This window comes from Flavobacterium esculini (assembly GCF_048284325.1).
In the GTDB taxonomy this organism is placed as follows: Bacteria; Bacteroidota; Bacteroidia; order Flavobacteriales; family Flavobacteriaceae; genus Flavobacterium.
On the sequence record NZ_JBLVPI010000017.1, the window covers coordinates 14488 to 35601 of the forward strand.

At 34.5% G+C, this 21114-nt stretch carries 12 protein-coding genes; 2 read left to right on the plus strand and 10 right to left on the minus strand.

Translation table 11 applies throughout. The features are described from left to right. Positions 1-24: 24 nt before the first annotated feature. From ACNQGG_RS14170 to ACNQGG_RS14180, 3 genes are all read right to left on the minus strand, one after another. Positions 25-2796: a bifunctional aconitate hydratase 2/2-methylisocitrate dehydratase gene (locus tag ACNQGG_RS14170; protein ID WP_417965028.1), complete on the minus strand. Its 2772-nt coding sequence runs from the start codon at positions 2794-2796 to the stop codon at positions 25-27. Between the two features lie 354 nt (positions 2797-3150). Continuing rightward, complete coding sequence (locus ACNQGG_RS14175; RefSeq protein WP_417965029.1) at positions 3151-4104, minus strand: AAA family ATPase; 954 nt, start codon at positions 4102-4104, stop codon at positions 3151-3153. A gap of 78 nt (positions 4105-4182) precedes the next feature. After that, on the minus strand, positions 4183-5613 hold the full coding sequence (locus ACNQGG_RS14180; protein ID WP_417965031.1) for a peptidylprolyl isomerase: 1431 nt from the start codon (positions 5611-5613) through the stop codon (positions 4183-4185). 781 nt (positions 5614-6394) lie between these two features. Between ACNQGG_RS14180 and ACNQGG_RS14185 the strand changes: the two genes are divergently transcribed. Both ACNQGG_RS14185 and ACNQGG_RS14190 read left to right on the plus strand, forming a co-directional pair. Further along, positions 6395-7837, plus strand: a complete 1443-nt coding sequence (locus ACNQGG_RS14185) for an alpha-amylase (protein ID WP_417965033.1) — start codon at positions 6395-6397, stop codon at positions 7835-7837. Between the two features lie 189 nt (positions 7838-8026). Next, on the plus strand, positions 8027-9616 hold the full coding sequence (locus ACNQGG_RS14190; protein WP_417965035.1) for a peptide chain release factor 3: 1590 nt from the start codon (positions 8027-8029) through the stop codon (positions 9614-9616). A gap of 129 nt (positions 9617-9745) precedes the next feature. On the opposite strand, the gene ACNQGG_RS14195 is transcribed toward ACNQGG_RS14190, so the two are convergent. From ACNQGG_RS14195 to rplA, 7 genes are all read right to left on the minus strand, one after another. After that, positions 9746-10105: a hypothetical protein gene (locus tag ACNQGG_RS14195; protein ID WP_416856947.1), complete on the minus strand. Its 360-nt coding sequence runs from the start codon at positions 10103-10105 to the stop codon at positions 9746-9748. Between the two features lie 292 nt (positions 10106-10397). Further along, positions 10398-10709 (minus strand): DUF3467 domain-containing protein, encoded by a 312-nt coding sequence (locus ACNQGG_RS14200; RefSeq protein ID WP_416844038.1) that lies wholly within the window; start codon positions 10707-10709, stop codon positions 10398-10400. 52 nt (positions 10710-10761) lie between these two features. Then, on the minus strand, positions 10762-15075 hold the full coding sequence (gene rpoC, locus ACNQGG_RS14205; RefSeq protein ID WP_417965038.1) for a DNA-directed RNA polymerase subunit beta': 4314 nt from the start codon (positions 15073-15075) through the stop codon (positions 10762-10764). Positions 15076-15330: 255 nt separating this feature from the next. Beyond that, positions 15331-19143, minus strand: a complete 3813-nt coding sequence (gene rpoB / locus ACNQGG_RS14210) for a DNA-directed RNA polymerase subunit beta (protein WP_416854980.1) — start codon at positions 19141-19143, stop codon at positions 15331-15333. 278 nt (positions 19144-19421) lie between these two features. Beyond that, positions 19422-19790: a 50S ribosomal protein L7/L12 gene (gene rplL, locus ACNQGG_RS14215; RefSeq protein WP_039109063.1), complete on the minus strand. Its 369-nt coding sequence runs from the start codon at positions 19788-19790 to the stop codon at positions 19422-19424. A gap of 90 nt (positions 19791-19880) precedes the next feature. Further along, positions 19881-20393, minus strand: coding sequence for a 50S ribosomal protein L10 (rplJ, locus tag ACNQGG_RS14220; RefSeq protein ID WP_039109062.1), 513 nt, complete (start codon positions 20391-20393; stop codon positions 19881-19883). A 22-nt stretch (positions 20394-20415) separates the two neighbouring features. Further along, entirely contained in the window at positions 20416-21105 is a 690-nt protein-coding gene (rplA, locus tag ACNQGG_RS14225) for a 50S ribosomal protein L1 (RefSeq protein ID WP_416847062.1), read from the minus strand. Positions 21106-21114 lie beyond the last annotated feature (9 nt).

Sequence of the window (21114 nt, forward strand, 5' to 3'; positions counted from 1 at the left end):
ATTATAATTAACTAATTATGTGAATTATTTAACTAATAGCTTATGAGAAGGCGCAAACTTAGTTAGATTGATACCTTCCACAGCAATTTTATATTCTTCTATTGTTGGAGTTCTACCAAGGATTGTAGATAAAACCACAACTGGTGTAGAGGAAAGTAATGACTCTCCCTTTTTACCTTCAGTATCTTCTACTACTCTTCCTTGGAAAAGACGAGTAGATGTTGCCATTACAGTATCCCCTTTGGCCGCTTTTTCCTGGTTACCCATGCAAAGGTTACATCCCGGGCGCTCTAGATATAACATATTTTCATATGAAATACGCGCCGCAGCTTTAGGAACATTATCGTCGAATTCGAAACCAGAGTATTTTTGTAAAATTTCCCAGTCGCCTTCTGCTTTTAATTCATCAACAATATTATAAGTAGGAGGAGCTACAACCAGTGGTGCTTTAAACTCTACTTTACCTTCTTGCTCATCAATATTCTTAAGCATTTGAGCAAGGATTTTCATATCTCCCTTGTGAACCATACAAGAACCGATAAATCCAAGATCTACTTTTTTAACTCCTCCATAGAAAGATAAAGGTCTAATGGTATCGTGAGTATATCGTTTAGAAACATCAGCATTATTTACGTCAGGATCAGCAATCATTGGCTCAGCAATCTGATCAAGATCTACAACAACTTCAGCGTAATACTTAGCGTTTGCATCCGGTCTTAGTGCTGGTTTCTCGCCAGATATAATCTCAGCGATTCTCTTATCAGCTATAGCAATCAATCCTTTAAGAACTTGATTTTTGTTATCCATTCCCTTGTCGATCATAATCTGAATTCTGCCCTTCGCTATCTCAAGAGATTCAATCAAGGTATAATCTTCAGAAATACAGATAGAAGCTTTTGCTTTCATTTCTGCAGTCCAGTCCGTAAACGTAAATGCTTGATCCGCATTAAGAGTTCCAAGGTGAACCTCAATGATTCTTCCTTGAAACACATTCTCTCCACCAAATGTCTTAAGCATCTGAGATTGTGTAGCATGAACTACATCTCGGAAATCCATATACCCTTTCATGTCTCCTTTGAATGTTACTTTCACAGATTCAGGAATTGGCATTGAAGCTTCTCCAGTAGCAAGTGCAAGAGCAACTGTTCCTGAGTCAGCACCAAAAGCAACACCTTTAGACATTCTTGTATGAGAGTCACCACCAATGATGATAGCCCACTCGTTTACAGTAATATCATTAAGTACTTTGTGAATTACATCAGTCATTGCGTGATAAACGCCTTTCGGGTCACGAGCTGTAATTAAGCCGAAGTCGTTCATGAATTTCATTAATCTAGGAATATTTGCCTTAGATTTATTATCCCATACCGAAGCAGTGTGACAACCTGATTGGTAAGCACCGTCAACGATTGGAGAAATCACAGTAGCAGCCATAGACTCTAATTCTTGAGAAGTCATCAAACCAGTTGTATCTTGCGAACCAACAATATTTACGGTAACACGAACATCTGAACCAGCGTGTAAAACTTTACCTGGAGTTGTACCAACCGCATTTTTATTAAATATTTTTTCTACAGCTGTAAGACCTTGTCCTTCAACAGAAACTTCTTTTGACGGAGCATATACAGGCACAATAGCAATACCAAGTGTCTTTGATGCAAATGTTTGCAATTTTTTTCCAAACACGATTGCGTATGATCCACCAGCTTTTATAAATTCAATTTTCTGAGGCGTAAATGCCTTAGAAATATCTATCAATTCTTTATCGCCTTTATAAAGTTTCTTTGTCTTTGTGTTGATTGTAAGAACAGTTCCAGTAGCAACAGAGTATGTTTCTTCAAGAACTGGATCACCACTTTCATTGCGAATAGAATTACCATCCGCATCAAGCTTTTTTACCCAGTTTTTAAGATCAAGACCAATACCTCCAGTAACATCAACAGTTGTAAGGAAGATAGGAGAAATCCCGTTTGTTCCTGCAACAATTGGAGCAAAATTAACAAATGGAACATAAGGACTTGCTTGTTTACCAGTCCAAAGGGCCACATTGTTTACACCTGACATTCTTGACGAACCTACACCCATCGTACCTCTCTCAGCAATCAACATCACGCTTTTGTCAGGATGTTGTGCTTGCAGCTCCTTAATTTCCTCTTGTGCTTGAGGAGTAATCATACATTTACCATGAAGTTCACGATCTGATCTTGAGTGCGCTTGGTTACCCGGAGAAAGTAAATCAGTTGAAATATCTCCTTCACCAGCGATGAATGTAACTACCTTAATTTCTTCAGCTATTTCTGGTAATTTTGTAAAAAACTCAGCCTTTGCGTAACTTTCAATAATTTCTCTAGCAATTTCATTACCGCTTTCAAATGCCTCCTTAAGACGGTCTGTGTCCGCATCATAAAGATATACTTGTGTCTTAAGAACTTTTGCAGCTTCTTTCGCAATAGCGGCAGCATCACCTAAGGCAATATCAAGCAATACCTCAATTGAGGATCCACCCTTCATGTGTGATAATAACTCAAATGCAAAAGCAGGCGTAATTTCAGCAACTACTGATCGACCTAAAACGATTTCCTTTAAAAACTTAGCTTTCACATTAGCAGCAGGAGTAGTTCCTGGAACAACATTATAAATAAAGAATTTAAGAGAATCAACTCTATTTGCGTTAGCTAAATCTTTAATTTGTGCAATGATTTCGCTTAGTAATTCAGCACCATCAATTGGCTTGGGATGAAGACCCTGAATTTTTCGTTCTTCGATCTCCTTGATGTAATCGTTATAAGTGTTCATAATGATATCTTTTCAATGTTGTATGGCAGATTTCCTTGATTATTTCAAAATAAAAAAGCCATAATATTAGTTTTTTTTATTGGTGATGCAAAGTTAAGAATTAAAGATGAGAATTTAAAAAAAACAGCAAAAGATGCCATTTGAATCATAATATTTATAAATAAAATAAATATTATGTGTTTTATTGAAAAATTCTGAAAATCAGAAAGATTATTTGTATAATTACTACTCTAGAAGACAAAATCACCTTTTTACGATGATTATTTTTTCATTTTTTTCTAAATAATAATACTAAATATGTGATATTGTACGAGTCAAAAGGGAAATTATTAATTTATGACTAAAAACAACTCCTTAAATCAATTTATCAATAATCATTTCCTCGGTAATTCCTTCCGCATCAGCTTTGTAATTTTTGATTATTCTGTGACGCAAAATTCCGGTAGCCACTGCTTTTACATCCTCGATATCCGGTGAAAATTTTCCATTAAAAGCAGCATTGGCTTTAGCAGCCAAAATTAAATTTTGCGAAGCTCTTGGTCCTGCCCCCCAATCCAAATAATTTTTCACAAATTCATTCGACAAAGGATTGTCTGGACGCGTTTTGCATACCAGCGTTACCGCATACTCAATCACATTATCAGCGACAGGAATCCTGCGAATTAACTGTTGAAAATCAATAATTTCCTGCGCCGTAAATAACGGATTTATAGTGTTATTCAAATCGGAAGTCGTACGTTTTACCACTTGTACTTCTTCTGAAAAAGAAGGGTATTCGAGTTTTATAGCAAACATGAATCGGTCTAATTGCGCTTCAGGCAAAGGATAGGTTCCTTCCTGCTCAATAGGATTTTGAGTGGCCAAAACAAAATAAGGCAAATCCAATTTATAATTCTCCCCGGCAATTGTAACGGAACGTTCCTGCATCGCTTCCAGCAAAGCTGCCTGTGTTTTAGGTGGTGTTCTGTTGATTTCGTCTGCCAGAATAATATTCGAAAAAATAGGCCCTTTTATAAATTTGAATTTTCGACTTTCATCTAATATTTCGCTTCCCAAAATATCCGATGGCATTAAATCAGGCGTAAACTGGATTCTTTTGAAATCAAGGCCTAAGGCTTGCGCCAAAGTATTTACCATCAATGTTTTTGCCAATCCCGGAACACCAACTAAAAGCGCATGACCTCCTGAAAAAATACAAAGTAAAATTTGATCTACCACCGCATCCTGACCTACAATGATTTTAGCTATTTCGATTTTTAGTTCATTTCTTTTTTGAACTAAGTTATGTATTGCTGCTACGTCAGACATTTTAGAATGTATTTTAAATTAAAAAGAGTTAACGATATGAATTCATAAAGCTAACTCTTTTTATTTATTTTATAAAAATTATTTTTTTAACCAGTTGTTTGTAAAAGCACAATCTCTGTATTCACCGATAATTTTAATGTAGGTTTCTTTGATTTTTTCATCAAACCATTTTCCGATTGCCTTGATTTGTTTTTCTTTCAATGCTAGGTCTTTAATTTTGATATAATCCTTAGCATAATCAGCCGTATGTTCGTTTATTCTATTAGTTACAGTAATCAACTTGAATTTTTTCTTTCCTTGCTCATCTTCCATGAATGGCGCAGTAATTTCTCCTTCTTTCAAATTTGAAACCTGACCGTATAAACTAGGATCCATTTTTGTTAATTCAAAACGAGTATCCTGTGTTTTTGGATTGATTAATGCTCCACCATTTGCTCTTGTTTCTTTTTCGTCAGATAAAGTTCTTGCTGCTTCTGCAAAAGTTATTTCCTTGTCCTCAATTCTTTTTCTAATCAAAGCAATTTTCTCTTTCGCCTCTTTCAGTGATTCTTCAGAAACTGCTGGAGTCAATAATATATGACGCAATTCTATTTCTTGTCCTTTTATTTTCTCTACATATATAATGTGATATCCAAAATCCGTTTCAAATGGAACAGATATTTCTCCTTCGGCAAGTCCAAAAGCAACATCTTTAAATTCCTTTACAAAAGGCGTTTTACGATTCATTTTATAATACCCTCCATTAGATCTTGAACCTGGATCTTGCGAATACAGAACTGCTTTAGTGGCAAAACTGGAGCCTTCCTGAATTTCTTTTTTGAAACTATTTAGTTTGTCAATCACTTTTTGTTTTTCAGCCTCGGAAACTTTAGGCTTAATCACGATTTGTGCTACTTCCATTTCCGCACCAAAAACTGGAAGATCAGTCGCAGGTATAGTTTTGAAAAAATTACGAACTTCTTCAGGTGTTATTTCAACTGCATCAATAATCTTTTTTTGCATTTCCGAAGTAAGCTTCTGTTCTTTTAGAATATCAAAGAAATAGGTTCTAAACTCTTCTTCAGAATTTTTTTTATAATACTTCACTACTTTATCTAGAGACCCTAATTGTTCCGTCATATAGTTAACTCGATCATCCATCATGCCTTTAACTTCGGAATCCGTTACTTTAAGACTATCTTGTATCGCTTGATGTGCATACAATTTGTCTTCAAGCAGTTTCCCTAACATTTGACATCTTGTAATGTCTTTTATTGAATTTCCTTGACTTGACAATTCTAGATAGGATTTATCAATATCAGAGTCTAATATAATGTAATCTCCAACTGTAGCAATTACACCATCAATTTTTTGTTTTTGATTGGATTGTATTTTATTAGTAGTAGTAACAACTGCACTATCTTTAATAATTTCCTGTGCTCTGGTAACCACACATGAAAAAAGCAAAAGAAAAAAAGAAAGTGCAATTTTATTATTTATGAATTTCATTTGTATTTTTTTTAATGGCATTTTTTTAATTTATTTTTATCGTAAAGTATCGTTATTTTTCTTGTCTTTAAATCCGTATGATAAAGGGTATATTAATTTTGGCCAAATATACACTTTAAGAATCAAGAAATGAATTGAATTTAACAATACAATTACTTTCAAATCTTTAAATTTAAAACGAACAAAAATAACAATTCAATTACATAATACAAGTTTCCTCACTAGTATTAACAAAAAATTATAAACGCATTTATTTATCGCCTTATTTACTTCGTAAATCTTATAAAAACCGCACTCTACAGACTAAATAAAATGTTTTAAATACAACTATTTAAATCGACTCTCCTTTATCTTTTTTTGGCTTCTACTCCTTTCTGAATTATTTATTTCCGAGACGAACTTGTTTTGAAATCTTTAAATAGGGCTCAATATTCTTAAAACACTTTTTAGACAACGTAGAAAAAACTCAAAAAGACGCCTAAAATTCTCATTTTAAGACTAGTATTCAAAAAGTTTTTAACACTATTACGTTTTCGTAAAGAATTAAAATACCCCTTATGCACATCATGTGAGAATTTGTATAAATTAGCCAAAAAATAACATTTTATTCAAATAAATAACATAAAATTATATTTAATACATTTATTTAATCCATTTGTTTTCATTTTGATAAAATCTAATTTTCACCTTCAACCGTAAACTAATAAAAAAGGGTAAAACCCATATTCTATAAAATTAACATCCTACTCTATTTTTAATTGCTATTAATCAAATCTATTATTTAACCTAAATTATTCATTTTATGAAAAACCAAAATTTCAAAATTTATCTTTTATCAGCCTTATTAGTTGGCTTTTACTCGTGTAGTTCAAATGATGCTATAGTAACAGATTCCCCTGCAACAGCTTTACAATTCAAAGTAATCGATGTAACTCATCATGACGGACACCCATTCAGTACCGGAAAAACGACTACTTCATTAACAGCGAAATATGTAGCCAATCCTGGAGGCGGTGTCATGATGCAAGCCTTTTATTGGGATGTGCCTTCGGGAGGAACCTGGTGGAATACAGTCAACACCAAAATAACCGAATGGTCCAATGCAGGGATCGGATCCATCTGGCTTCCTCCGGTATCCAAGGCACAAAATGGTGCATTTTCTATGGGATACGACCCTACTGATTATTTTGATTTTGGAAATTACAATCAAAATGGTTCTATAGAAACCCGATTTGGTTCTCGTACAGAATTAGAAAGTCTAATAAGCAAAGTACATACGGAAAACATGCAAGTATATGCTGATATTGTAATTAATCACAATAGTGGCGGTCAATTAGAAAATAACCCTTTTACGGGAACACAAACCTATACTAATTTCACTGGTGTATCTTCAGGAAAATTTCCAAGAACCAGTGCTGATTTTTATAAAAATTCCTATGCAAATAATGACGAAGGCGCTTTTGGAGGATTCCCAGACTTGGCCCATGTTGTACCAAATGTACAGGATTGGCTTTGGAAAAGAGCTGATGGCGTGGGTAAATACTATAAAAACACTATGCACTTTGATGGCTGGAGATTTGATTATGTAAAAGGTTTTGGTCCTTGGGTTGTAAATCAATGGAATGCTAATGTAGGCGGCTTCTCTGTTGGAGAATATTGGGACTCCAATGTAAACACGTTAGAATGGTGGGCAAATAATGCCAATAGTTCGGTTTTTGACTTTGCCTGCTACTACAAAATGAACGACGCATTTGATGGAAACGACCTTACTCTTTTGAATGATGATATGATGTGGAAAAGAAATCCGTACAAAGCAGTTACTTTCGTTACCAATCATGACACGGACGAAATTTGGAAAAAAGAATTAGCGTATGCTTATATTCTGACACATGAAGGGTATCCTACTATTTTTTACAGAGACTACGAAGAATGGTTGAATAAAACGAAAATGAACAACCTGATTTGGATTCACAACAATAAAGCAACCGGTACGACTTCAATTTTATATGCTGATACTGATGAGTATATTGCTCGAAGAAATGGTTACAATGGAAATCCGGGATTAATCGTTTACATTAATAATTCATCCACTTGGCAAGAAAGATGGGTTCCTAGCAATTGGACTAATGCTCAGATTAAAGATTTTACCGGTAACTCAACTTGGATACCTACAACTCAAGGAGACACATGGGTAAAAATTCAGTGTCCCCCAAATGGATATTCCGTTTGGTCTATTAATATGTAATCTACAAATATTCTAAAGGCTGCCTGAAAAGGCAGTCCTTTTTTATAGGTCAAATGAGCTTCAAAATTCTATAATTGATTTTAAAAATTAAAAGAATATCACCTTCAAAATTCATATAATCAATTAAGAGTATACTATTTTTTTAATTGGCATTTATAAATAGTACTTTTGCAAACTATTTATACAAACATGGGCTTTTTAGAAGAAATACAACGCAGAAGAACTTTCGGGATTATCTCACATCCTGATGCCGGTAAAACAACACTTACTGAGAAACTCCTCCTTTTTGGTGGGGCCATCCAAGAAGCAGGTGCTGTAAAAAACAACAAAATCAAAAAAGGCGCTACCAGTGACTTCATGGAAATTGAACGTCAGAGAGGAATTTCGGTTTCTACTTCGGTTTTAGCATTCAATTATAAAGACAAAAAAATAAACATACTCGATACTCCCGGACACAAGGATTTTGCGGAGGACACTTTTAGAACCCTAACGGCTGTTGACAGCGTTATTGTTGTTGTCGATGTTGCCAAAGGGGTTGAGGAACAAACAGAGAAATTAGTAGCTGTTTGCAGAATGCGAAAAATTCCAATTATCGTATTTATCAATAAATTAGATAGAGAAGGAAAAGATGCTTTTGACTTAATGGACGAAGTGGAACAAAAACTGGGCTTAACAGTTACACCGCTAAGTTTTCCAATTGGAATGGGATATGACTTTCAAGGGATTTATAATCTTTGGGAACAAAATATTAACTTGTTTAGTGGTGACAGTCGAAAAAACATTGAAGAAACTATTGCTTTTTCTGATGTCCAAAATCCAGAATTAGAGAAAATCATTGGACAGAAACCTGCTGACAGATTACGTGAAGAATTAGAATTAATAGACGAAGTATATCCAAAATTTGATCGTCAGGATTATTTAGACGGAAAATTACAACCTGTATTTTTTGGTTCTGCTTTAAATAATTTTGGGGTAAGAGAATTATTAGATTGCTTTGTTCAAATTGCTCCATCGCCAAGACCAAAAGATTCAGAAACTCGATTAGTTGACCCTAAAGAAGAAAAAATGACTGGATTTGTTTTTAAAATCCACGCCAATATGGATCCAAAACACAGAGACCGTTTAGCCTTTATAAAAATTGTTTCTGGAACTTTTGAAAGAAACAAACCGTATTATCACGTTCGCCAAAAAAAGAATTTAAAATTCTCCAGCCCAAATGCTTTCTTTGCCGAAAAGAAAGAAATAGTAGATATCTCCTATCCTGGAGATATTGTAGGATTACATGATACCGGAAATTTTAAAATTGGAGACACTTTGACTGAAGGCGAAATCATGAGTTTCAAAGGAATTCCTAGTTTTTCACCAGAGCATTTTAGATACATAAACAATGCTGACCCAATGAAAGCCAAACAGCTTGACAAAGGAATTGATCAGTTAATGGACGAAGGTGTAGCACAATTATTCACCTTAGAGATGAACAATAGAAAAATTATTGGAACTGTAGGTGCGCTTCAATATGAGGTGATCCAATATCGTTTAGAACATGAATACGGTGCAAAATGTACATATGAAAATTTTCCGGTTCATAAAGCGTGCTGGGTGAAACCAAATGATGTGAAAAGCGATGAGTTCAAAGAATTTAGAAGAATCAAACAAAAATTCTTGGCGCATGATAAATACGGGCAATTGGTATTTCTAGCCGATTCTGATTTTACGATTCAAATGACGCAAAATAAATATCCAAACGTTAAATTATATTTCACTTCTGAATTCGAGTAATTCGCAGAAAAAAAAAACAACTTCGTTTTTACATCAATTTTAAAATCTGAAGTAAAAAAATAATTGCATAAAAAAACGCTAATTTAAAAATTAGCGTTTTTTTTATGTCAATTAAAAATTAATTTAAGATTAAGCAACCATACTTTCTAAAGCTACTGCCTTTTTCAAAAAAGCTTTGATTAACAAACGGTTTGGAGCTGTTCCAGAAGTAATAACTTGTTTTTTTGTATTAATACCTTCCGTAGAAATAGTATTGTTTGGATCTTGTTTAGAACCCATGAACCAAAGCACAAAATTCATATTATTAGAAACCGTATTTGTCGAAACATTATTTTGTTTTGCAACACTAACCACTTCAATAGCATTAGCTGCTAAATTATTATCAGTAGATTGACCAAAAGCAGAAACATTAGATAATAAAATAATTACTAACAACATAAAAATGTTGCTAATCTTTTTATTACTTGCATGTTTTGAAAAATGATTCATTTGTATCTTTTTATTAAATCAAATAAGATGTTGTTCTTATTCTGATACGAAACTATACCATTAACTTTCTAATAAAAAATATTTTCGATGAACCACCGTTTTACCTGTTTAAGCGACAAAATTTCAATATCAGCACTGCTTAATCTTAGTATAAATGCCTTAATTAATATTTCAGCTCCACATCTCCAAAAAGGTTAAAAGAGACCGATTAAAACCATTATCCCTTAGAAAAAACGCATCATTAAAAAAATAAACAAAAAAAAAGGCTCCATTTCTGGAGCCTTTTCTATAACTATGCTTGTCCTGCTGGACCAAAATTAAGTGGAATTGGAGGTTGTTCGGTGTCTTTTATTTCGCCATGGGCGGCTTCAAAGCGGTGAATATTTTCTCCAATAGCTTTCAACAATCTTTTGGCATGCTGAGGTGTCAAGACAATTCTTGATTTTACCTTAGCTTTAGGAATACCAGGCATGATACTTACAAAATCTAAAACAAATTCTGAAGAGGAATGATTGATTATTGCCAAATTGGAATAAATCCCTTCGGCCGTTTTTTCATCCAACTCAATGTTGATTTGTTCTTGTTGTTGATTTGAATTGCTCATAAATATTTTATTTTTCCATTCCCCTCTCCAAAGGAGAGGGTTAGGATGAGAATTAATAAATGTATTCCTCTTTATTAGCCATCATATCATTGTAATCTTCTTTTGAACCTACAATCGTATTGTCATATTCTCTCATACCAGTTCCGGCAGGGATTCTATGCCCTACAATTACATTTTCTTTCAATCCTTCTAAGTAATCGATTTTACCTGCAACAGCAGCTTCGTTCAATACTTTAGTAGTTTCTTGGAAAGATGCAGCAGATATGAATGATTTCGTTTGAAGTGATGCTCTAGTAATACCTTGTAAAACTGGTGTTGCTGTTGCAGTAACAACATCACGAGCTACAACAAGATTTTTATCAGTACGTTTTAAAAGAGAGTTTTCATCACGCAATTCACGAGGCGTAATAATTTGTCCTTCTTTTAAAGCACTAGAATCTCCAGCATCTTCAACTACTTTCATACCATATAATTTATCATTTTGAACGATAAAATCTTTAGTATGAATCAATTGATCTTCTAGGAATAAAGTATCGCCTGGATCTTGTACTCTTACTTTACGCATCATTTGACGTATTACTACTTCAAAGTGTTTGTCGTTGATTTTTACTCCTTGTAAACGGTATACTTCTTGAATTTCATTTACCAAATACTGTTGAACAGCTGCTGGCCCTTGGATTCTTAAAATATCGTCTGGAGTAATTGCACCATCAGATAATGGCACCCCAGCTCTTACAAAGTCATTTTCTTGAACAAGAATTTGGCTTGATAATTTAACCAAGTATTTTCTAATGTCACCAAATTTAGATTCGATAACAATCTCACGGTTTCCTCTTTTGATTTTTCCAAAAGAAACTACACCATCGATTTCAGAAACAACAGCTGGATTTGAAGGATTACGAGCCTCTAACAACTCTGTAATTCTTGGTAAACCTCCTGTAATATCTCCTGATTTAGAAGAACGACGTGGAATTTTCACCAATACTTTACCTGCTTTAATTTTCTCACCGTTTTCAACCATCAAGTGGGCTCCAACTGGTAAGTTATAAGAACGAATTAATTCATTGTCTTTACCGTAAACCAATAAAGTTGGAATTAATTTTTTAGCTCTAGATTCAGAAATTACTTTTTCTTGGAAACCAGTTTGCTCATCAATTTCAACCATGAATGATTGACCTTGCTCTAGATCTTCGTAAGCAATTTTACCGGTAAACTCAGAAACAATAACTCCATTATATGGATCCCATTTACAAATTATATCTCCTTTAACAACCGATTGACCGTCTTTAACAAAGATACTAGAACCGTAAGGAATGTTATTAGTACTTAATAAAATACCTGTTCTCTCATCGATTAATTTTAATTCAGTTGAACGAGAAACTACAATATCAACTGCATTACCTTCACTATCTTCACCTTTAACAGTTTTTAAATCTTCAATTTCCAGTTTACCATTAAATTTGGTAACAATACTAGACTCTTCAGATATACCACCCGCAACCCCACCAACGTGGAATGTACGTAATGTCAACTGTGTACCAGGTTCTCCAATAGATTGTGCTGCAATTACACCAACCGCTTCACCTCTTTGTGTCATTTTCCCTGTAGCTAAATTTCTACCGTAACATTTAGCACAAATACCTTTCAACGCTTCACAAGTTAATGGTGAACGAACTTCCACTTTCTCGATAGGAGAAGCGTCAATTGCTTTCATTATAACTTCTGTAATTTGTTCACCAGATTTAACTAAAATCTCGCTAGTTAAAGGATTGATTAAGTCTTGTAATGCAACACGACCTAAAATTCTTTCTCCTAGAGATTCAACTATTTCCTCATTCTTTTTCAATGCTGATACTTCAACACCTCTTAATGTACCACAATCTTCGATATTAACAATAACATCTTGAGATACATCGTGTAATCTTCTTGTTAAATATCCTGCATCGGCCGTTTTCAAAGCCGTATCCGCAAGACCTTTACGCGCACCGTGAGTAGAGATAAAGTACTCAAGGATAGAAAGACCTTCTTTAAAGTTAGAAAGAATTGGGTTTTCAATAATTTCACCACCACCAGCAGTAGATTTTTTTGGCTTAGCCATCAAACCACGCATACCTGTTAACTGACGAATTTGTTCTTTGGAACCCCTCGCTCCAGAATCAAGCATCATATACACAGAGTTGAAACCTTGTTGGTCTTCTCTAATGTTTTTCATTGCTAACTCTGTAAGTTGAGCATTCGCTGAAGTCCATACATCAATAACTTGGTTGTAACGTTCGTTATTAGTGATAAGACCCATATTATAATTTGCAGAAATACCTTGAACTTGTTCTCTGGCGTCTGCTATTAATTTAGGTTTTTGATCTGGAATTCTAATATCACCAAGAGAGAATGACAATCCACCTTTGAAGGCAAATTTGTAACCCATGTCTTTCATGTTATCCAAGAAAGCCGCAGTTGTAGGTACATCAGTCGCGCTTAAAACGTGTCCAATAATATCTCTAAGGTTTTTCTTGGTCAATACATCATTGATATATCCAGCTGCTTCCGGTACTACTTCATTAAATAATACACGACCCGCAGTAGTTTTAATGATTTGGAAAACCAAGTCACCTGCTTCATTAAAATGTTTTGCTCTAATTTTAACAGAAGCATTCAATTCTAATCTTCCTTCATTCAAAGCAATATTTACTTCTTCAGCAGAATAGAAAGTGATTCCTTCTCCTAAAATCTTAAGCTCAGGAGTTGATAAACGTTCTTTGGTCATATAATATAGACCCAAAACCATATCCTGAGAAGGTACCGTGATTGGAGCACCATTTGCTGGATTCAAAATATTGTGAGAACCCAACATTAATAGTTGTGCTTCCAAAATAGCTTCTGGTCCTAATGGCAAGTGAACTGCCATTTGATCCCCATCAAAATCCGCATTAAATGCAGTACAAACTAAAGGGTGCAATTGGATTGCTTTTCCTTCAATTAATTTTGGTTGGAATGCTTGGATACCTAATCTGTGCAAAGTAGGAGCACGATTCAGTAATATTGGGTGACCTTTGATAACATTTTCAAGGATATCCCAAACTACAGGCTCTTTCTTATCTATTATTTTCTTAGCTGATTTTACAGTTTTAACAATTCCTCTTTCTATCAATTTACGGATAACGAAAGGTTTGTATAATTCTGCCGCCATATCTTTTGGGATACCGCATTCAGATAATTTCAATTCTGGCCCAACAACAATTACCGAACGAGCAGAATAATCCACACGTTTTCCAAGTAAATTTTGACGGAAACGTCCTTGTTTACCTTTAAGGGAATCAGATAATGATTTTAATGGTCTGTTTGATTCTGTTTTTACTGCAGAAGCTTTACGAGTATTATCGAAAAGTGAATCTACAGATTCCTGCAACATACGTTTTTCGTTTCTTAAGATCACTTCCGGAGCTTTAATCTCCATTAATCTTTTCAAACGGTTGTTACGTATAATTACACGACGGTATAAATCATTTAAATCGGAAGTTGCAAAACGACCTCCATCAAGTGGCACAAGCGGACGTAATTCTGGTGGAATAACCGGTACCACTTTCATAATCATCCATTCGGGACGATTTTCACGGTTCAAGTTAGACTCACGGAAAGATTCAACAACTTGTAATCTTTTTAATGCTTCTGTTTTACGTTGTTTAGACGTTTCATTGTTAGCATTGTGTCTCAATTGATAAGACAAAGCATCAAGATCAATTCTTGCTAATAAATCCATAATACACTCTGCTCCCATTTTGGCAACAAATTTATTAGGATCAAAATCATCAAGATACTGATTGTCAGCTGGAAGTGTATCTAAAATATTTAAATATTCTTCTTCTGTCAAAAAGTCTAGTCTTTGCAAAGATTCACCTTCTGCATTTTTAGCGATACCTGCTTGGATAACTACGTATCTTTCGTAGTAGATAATCATATCTAATTTCTTAGATGGAAGACCAAGGATATAACCAATTTTGTTTGGAAGAGAACGGAAATACCAGATATGAGCAATCGGCACAACAAGATTGATGTGACCTACTCTGTCTCTACGTACTTTTTTCTCAGTTACTTCAACACCACAACGGTCACAGATGATCCCTTTGTAACGTATTCTTTTATACTTACCACAAGCACATTCAAAATCTTTTACTGGTCCGAAAATACGTTCACAGAAAAGTCCGTCACGTTCTGGTTTGTGCGTTCTGTAGTTGATAGTTTCCGGCTTCAATACTTCACCTCTTGATTCTTTCAAAATAGATTCAGGAGAAGCAAGTCCTATTGAGATTTTATTAAACCTTTTTACAGGGTTTTTATCTTTATTGTTATTATTTCTATTATTCATCATAGTTTTTACTATTGATTTATTTGCAATTAAAAATTGATTTTGTACAGACGTAGCAGTGCTGCGCCTCTATCACCTCGAATTACTTCTCTAAACTTCAAATAAAATTTTGAAGTGCTAATTATCGTATAGACGTTGCAGTACAACATCTCTACCGTAAAAAATCGGAACGGGTTACGGGTATAAATCCTAAAAACTTATATAAATGCCAAAGTAGAGACGCGATTAATCGCGTCTCTACAGTTGACAAATTTTAATTTATTCTTCTAAACGAATGTCAAGTCCAAGACCTTTCAATTCATGCATCAATACATTGAATGATTCCGGTAATCCTGGTTCTGGCATAGATTCACCTTTTACGATGGCTTCGTAAGTTTTTGCTCTACCGATAACATCATCAGACTTCACAGTCAAGATTTCTCTAAGAGTACTTGATGCTCCATAAGCTTCAAGTGCCCAAACCTCCATCTCTCCAAAACGTTGCCCTCCAAATTGAGCTTTACCTCCAAGTGGTTGTTGTGTAATCAACGAGTATGGACCTATAGAACGTGCGTGCATTTTATCGTCAACCATGTGTCCAAGTTTCAACATGTAGATAACTCCTACTGTTGCCGCTTGATGGAAACGTTCTCCTGTACCACCATCATATAAATGTGTATGTCCAAAACGTGGTATTCCAGCTTCGTCAGTCAATTCATTGATTTGATCAAGAGTTGCTCCGTCAAAAATTGGTGTAGCAAATTTTCTACCCAAGTTTTGTCCCGCCCAACCAAGAACAGTTTCATAAATTTGACCAATGTTCATACGTGAAGGTACACCTAATGGGTTCAACACGATATCAACTGGTGTTCCATCTTCAAGGAAAGGCATATCTTCATGACGAACGATGCGAGCAACAATACCTTTGTTACCGTGACGTCCAGCCATCTTATCCCCAACTTTCAGTTTACGTTTTTTGGCAATGTATACTTTAGCTAATTTCAAGATTCCTGCTGGCAATTCATCTCCAACAGTAATAGTGAATTTCTCTCTACGCAATGCACCTTGTAAATCGTTCAACTTAATTTTATAGTTATGAATTAAATCATTAACCATTTTATTAGTTGCATCATCAGCAACCCATTGACCTTTACTTAAGTGAGCAAAATCTTCAACAGCATAAAGCATTTTTTGAGTATATTTCTTACCTTTTGGTAATACTTCTTCACCCAAATCATTCATTACACCTTGAGATGTTTTTCCGTTAACGATCAAGAAAAGTTTCTCTACTAATTTGTCTTTTAATTCAACAAATTTAGTTTCAAATTCCATTTCTAAAGCGCCTAAAGCATCTTTATCCTGCGTACGTTTGCGTTTATCTTTTACTGCTCTTGCGAACAATTTTTTGTCTAAAACAACACCATGTAAAGAAGGAGACGCTTTCAATGAAGCATCTTTTACATCACCTGCTTTATCTCCGAAGATTGCACGAAGCAATTTCTCTTCCGGAGTAGGATCTGATTCTCCTTTTGGAGTAATTTTTCCGATAAGAATGTCGCCAGGTTTAACTTCGGCTCCAATTCTGATCATACCATTTTCATCTAAATCTTTAGTAGCTTCTTCAGAAACGTTTGGTATGTCATTCGTTAATTCTTCGTTACCTAATTTAGTATCTCTAACTTCTAATGAATAATCATCAACGTGAATAGAGGTAAAAATATCGTCACGAACTACTTTTTCAGAAATCACAATCGCATCCTCGAAGTTATATCCTTTCCATGGCATAAATGCAACTTTTAGGTTACGACCTAAAGCTAATTCACCATTTTGAGTTGCATATCCTTCTGATAACACTTGACCAAGAATCACTCTGTCCCCTTTTCTTACGATAGGTTTCAAGTTGATACTTGTTCCTTGATTGGTTTTTCTAAATTTAATTAGATTGTATGTTTTTTCATCAGGCTCAAAACTTACCATTCTTTCTTCCTCAGAACGATCGTATTTGATAGTGATAATATTAGCATCTACATATTCAATAACTCCATCTCCTTCAGCGTTAATTAAAACTCTAGAATCAGAAGCTACCTGACGCTCTAAACCAGTTCCAACAATTGGAGCTTCAGGACGAATTAATGGTACGGCCTGACGCATCATGTTAGATCCCATCAAGGCTCTATTCGCATCATCATGTTCTAAGAAAGGAATCAAAGAAGCTGAGATAGAAGCAATTTGATTTGGAGCAACATCAGTGTAATCAACTCTTGTTGGTTCAATTACCGGGAAATCACCTTCTTGACGTGCAATTACATCTTCGGCAGTAATTTTTCCTGTAGCATCCATTTGAATATTTGCCTGAGCAATCATCATTCCTTCTTCTTCTTCTGCGCTTAAGTAAACTGGAGTAGACACTAAATCTACAGTTCCGTTAGTTACTTTACGATACGGTGTTTCGATGAAACCCATTCCGTTTACTTTAGCATAAACACCAAGAGAAGATATCAAACCAATGTTTGGTCCCTCAGGAGTTTCAATTGGACATAAACGTCCGTAATGCGTATAGTGAACGTCACGTACCTCAAAACCTGCTCTTTCTCTCGAAAGTCCACCTGGTCCTAGTGCAGATAATCTTCTTTTGTGTGTAATCTCGGCCAATGGATTCGTTTGATCCATAAACTGAGACAACTGGTTTGTTCCAAAGAAAGAGTTGATAACAGATGATAATGTTTTAGCATTAATCAAATCTATTGGTGTAAACACCTCGTTATCTCTAACGTTCATACGCTCTCTAATAGTCCTAGCCATACGCGCTAAACCAACACCGAATTGTTGAGACAATTGTTCTCCAACTGTTCTAACACGACGGTTTGATAAGTGATCAATATCATCAATCTCCGCTTTAGAGTTGATCAACTCGATCAAGTACTTTACAATGGTAATGATATCTTCTTTGGTAAGCACTTGCTTTTCCATTGGGATATCTAAACCAAGTTTTTTATTCATTCTGTAACGACCTACTTCACCTAAGTTGTAACGTTGGTCAGAGAAGAATAATTTATCTATAATACCACGAGCAGTTTCTTCATCAGGCGGTTCTGCGTTACGCAATTGTCTGTAGATATGCTCAACAGCTTCTTTTTCAGAGTTTGTTGGATCTTTTTGTAGGGTATTATGAATGATGGCATAATCACCTTGATTAGCATCTTCTTTATGCAACAAAATAGATTTAACGTTAGAATCAATGATTTCTTCCACATTATCTTTATCGATAATTGTATCTCTATCAAGAATTATTTCGTTACGTTCGATAGAAACTACTTCACCAGTATCTTCATCTACGAAATCTTCATGCCATGTGTTCAATACACGGGCAGCTAATTTTCTACCTACATATTTTTTCAGACCTGTTTTAGAAACCTTAATTTCTTCAGCAAGATCAAAAATTTCAAGAATATCTTTATCTCTTTCAAAACCAATTGCTCTAAAAAGAGTAGTAACTGGTAATTTTTTCTTTCTATCGATATAAGCATACATTACGCTATTAATATCTGTAGAAAATTCTATCCAAGAACCTTTAAAAGGAATTACTCTTGCAGAATACAATTTTGTACCATTTGCATGGAATGATTGACCAAAGAAAACACCCGGTGATCTGTGTAATTGAGATACAACTACACGCTCAGCACCATTAATAACAAAGGTACCACTTGGTGTCATATAAGGAATTGTACCAAGATATACATCCTGAACAATTGTTTCAAAATCTTCGTGTTCTGGATCAGTACAATATAGTTTTAACCTTGCTTTTAAGGGCACACTATACGTAAGACCTCTTTCTATACATTCTTGAATTGTATAACGTGGTGGATCTACAAAATAATCAAGGAATTCCAATACAAAGTTATTTCTTGTATCAGTAATTGGGAAATTTTCCATGAAGGTATTGTAAAGCCCTTCGTCGCCTCTTTCGTCAGATTTAGTTTCTAATTGAAAAAAATCTTTAAACGATTTAACCTGAACATCTAGAAAATCTGGATAATCAGGAATGTTTTTTGTAGAGGCAAAATTCAATCTTTCAGTCTGATTTGTTATCATCAATGGACAAAATTTTGATTAAAAAAGTAATTTTTTTTTGTACAAATATTGATTTATTTATACTTTCTTTTTACAACCATTACATCTTTAAAAACCAATTTAAGATAACTACTTTCTTATTATCTGTTAATTTTTTTTCCTCGTAATGGGTAAAATGAATTTGTTTTAAAAGGCTATTATGTAATTATACAAGGTAGACTTTTGTTATACGAAAAATGGTTTAGGTCATTGGGCGACTAAACCCAAGACCTAAACCTTATTCTTTAAACAGAGTTTAACTATTTAAGTTCAACCTCAGCTCCAGCTTCTTCTAAAGATTTTTTAAGCCCTTCAGCTTCTTCTTTAGAAACACCTTCTTTTACATTACTTGGTGCGCTATCAACTACATCTTTAGCTTCTTTCAAACCTAAACCTGTAAGTTCTTTAACTAATTTTACAACTGCTAATTTAGAAGCACCTGCTGCTTTTAATACAACTGTAAATTCTGTTTGAACATCTTCAGCAGCAGCTTCACCACCACCTGAAACTACTACAGCTGCAGCAGCCGGTTCGATTCCGTACTCATCTTTTAATATTGTTGCTAATTCGTTAACTTCTTTTACTGTTAGGTTAACTAATTGTTCTGCGAATTGTTTCAAATCTGCCATTTTTTCTATCGTTTTAAAATGATTTGTAAAAATATAATTTATTTATTGTGCGCGTTTTTTAAATAAAATTAGAGTAAGACTCTATTTTTATTATGCTTCCACTTCTTCTGTAGCCTCTTCGCTTTTTGCGAATTGGTTTTGAAGAGCAGATATAACTCTCTGTGCTGGTGACTGCAATAATCCAATAAGTTCGCCGATAAGCTCTTCTTTAGATTTAATAGTTGCTAATGCATCTAATTGATCATCTCCAATGTAAATTTCAGAGTTAATAAAAGCTCCCTTTAATACAGGTTTAGCTGATTTTTTTCTGAAATCTTTGATTATTTTACCAGGAGCGTTTGCTATCTCAGAAATGAATATAGCACTATTACCAGTCAAAACTGAAGGTAAATCTCCATAATCATTAGCTGAAGCTTCCATTGCTTTTGCAAGCAAAGTATTTTTAACCACTTCTAATTTAATACCTGCTTTAAAGCAAGCTCTTCTCAAGTTTGAAGTTGTTTCTGCATTCATTCCAGAAATATCAGATACATAAACAATGTTTGTACCAGCTAACTGTGCAGTTAAAACTTCAATCGCGATTGATTTTTCTTCTCTAGTCATACTAAAAATTTTTAACTACCAATTATACTGCTTTAGGGTCCAAAGCAATTGCAGGACTCATAGTGCTAGTTAGGTAAATACTTTTGATGTAAGTTCCTTTAGCAGCAGTTGGCTTAAGTTTGATTAATGTTTGAATAATTTCGTGTGCATTGTCAACGATTTGTTCGCTTCCAAAAGAAATTTTACCAATTCCTGCATGCACAATACCAGTTTTATCAACTTTGAAGTCAATTTTACCAGCTTTAACCTCTTGAACAGCTTTAGCAACATCCATAGTTACAGTACCTGTTTTAGGGTTTGGCATTAAACCTCTAGGTCCCAAAATACGACCTAATGGACCTAATTTACCCATAACAGAAGGCATCGTGATAATTACATCAACATCCGTCCAACCGTCTTTAATTTTTTGTAAATAATCGTCAAGACCTACATAGTCTGCACCAGCTGCTAACGCTTCCGCTTCTTTGTCTGGAGTAACTAATGCTAATACTTTAACGTCTTTACCAGTTCCATGAGGTAATGTTACCACACCTCTAACCATTTGATTCGCTTTTCTTGGATCTACACCCAAACGAACTGCGATATCAACAGACTCATCAAATTTTGCAGAAGCAATTACTTTTATCAATGCAGCTGCATCTTTTAAAGAGTATAATTTGTTCTTTTCAATTTTTGAAGCAGCCTCTTTTTGCTTTTTTGTCAATTTTGCCATGTCTTTCTC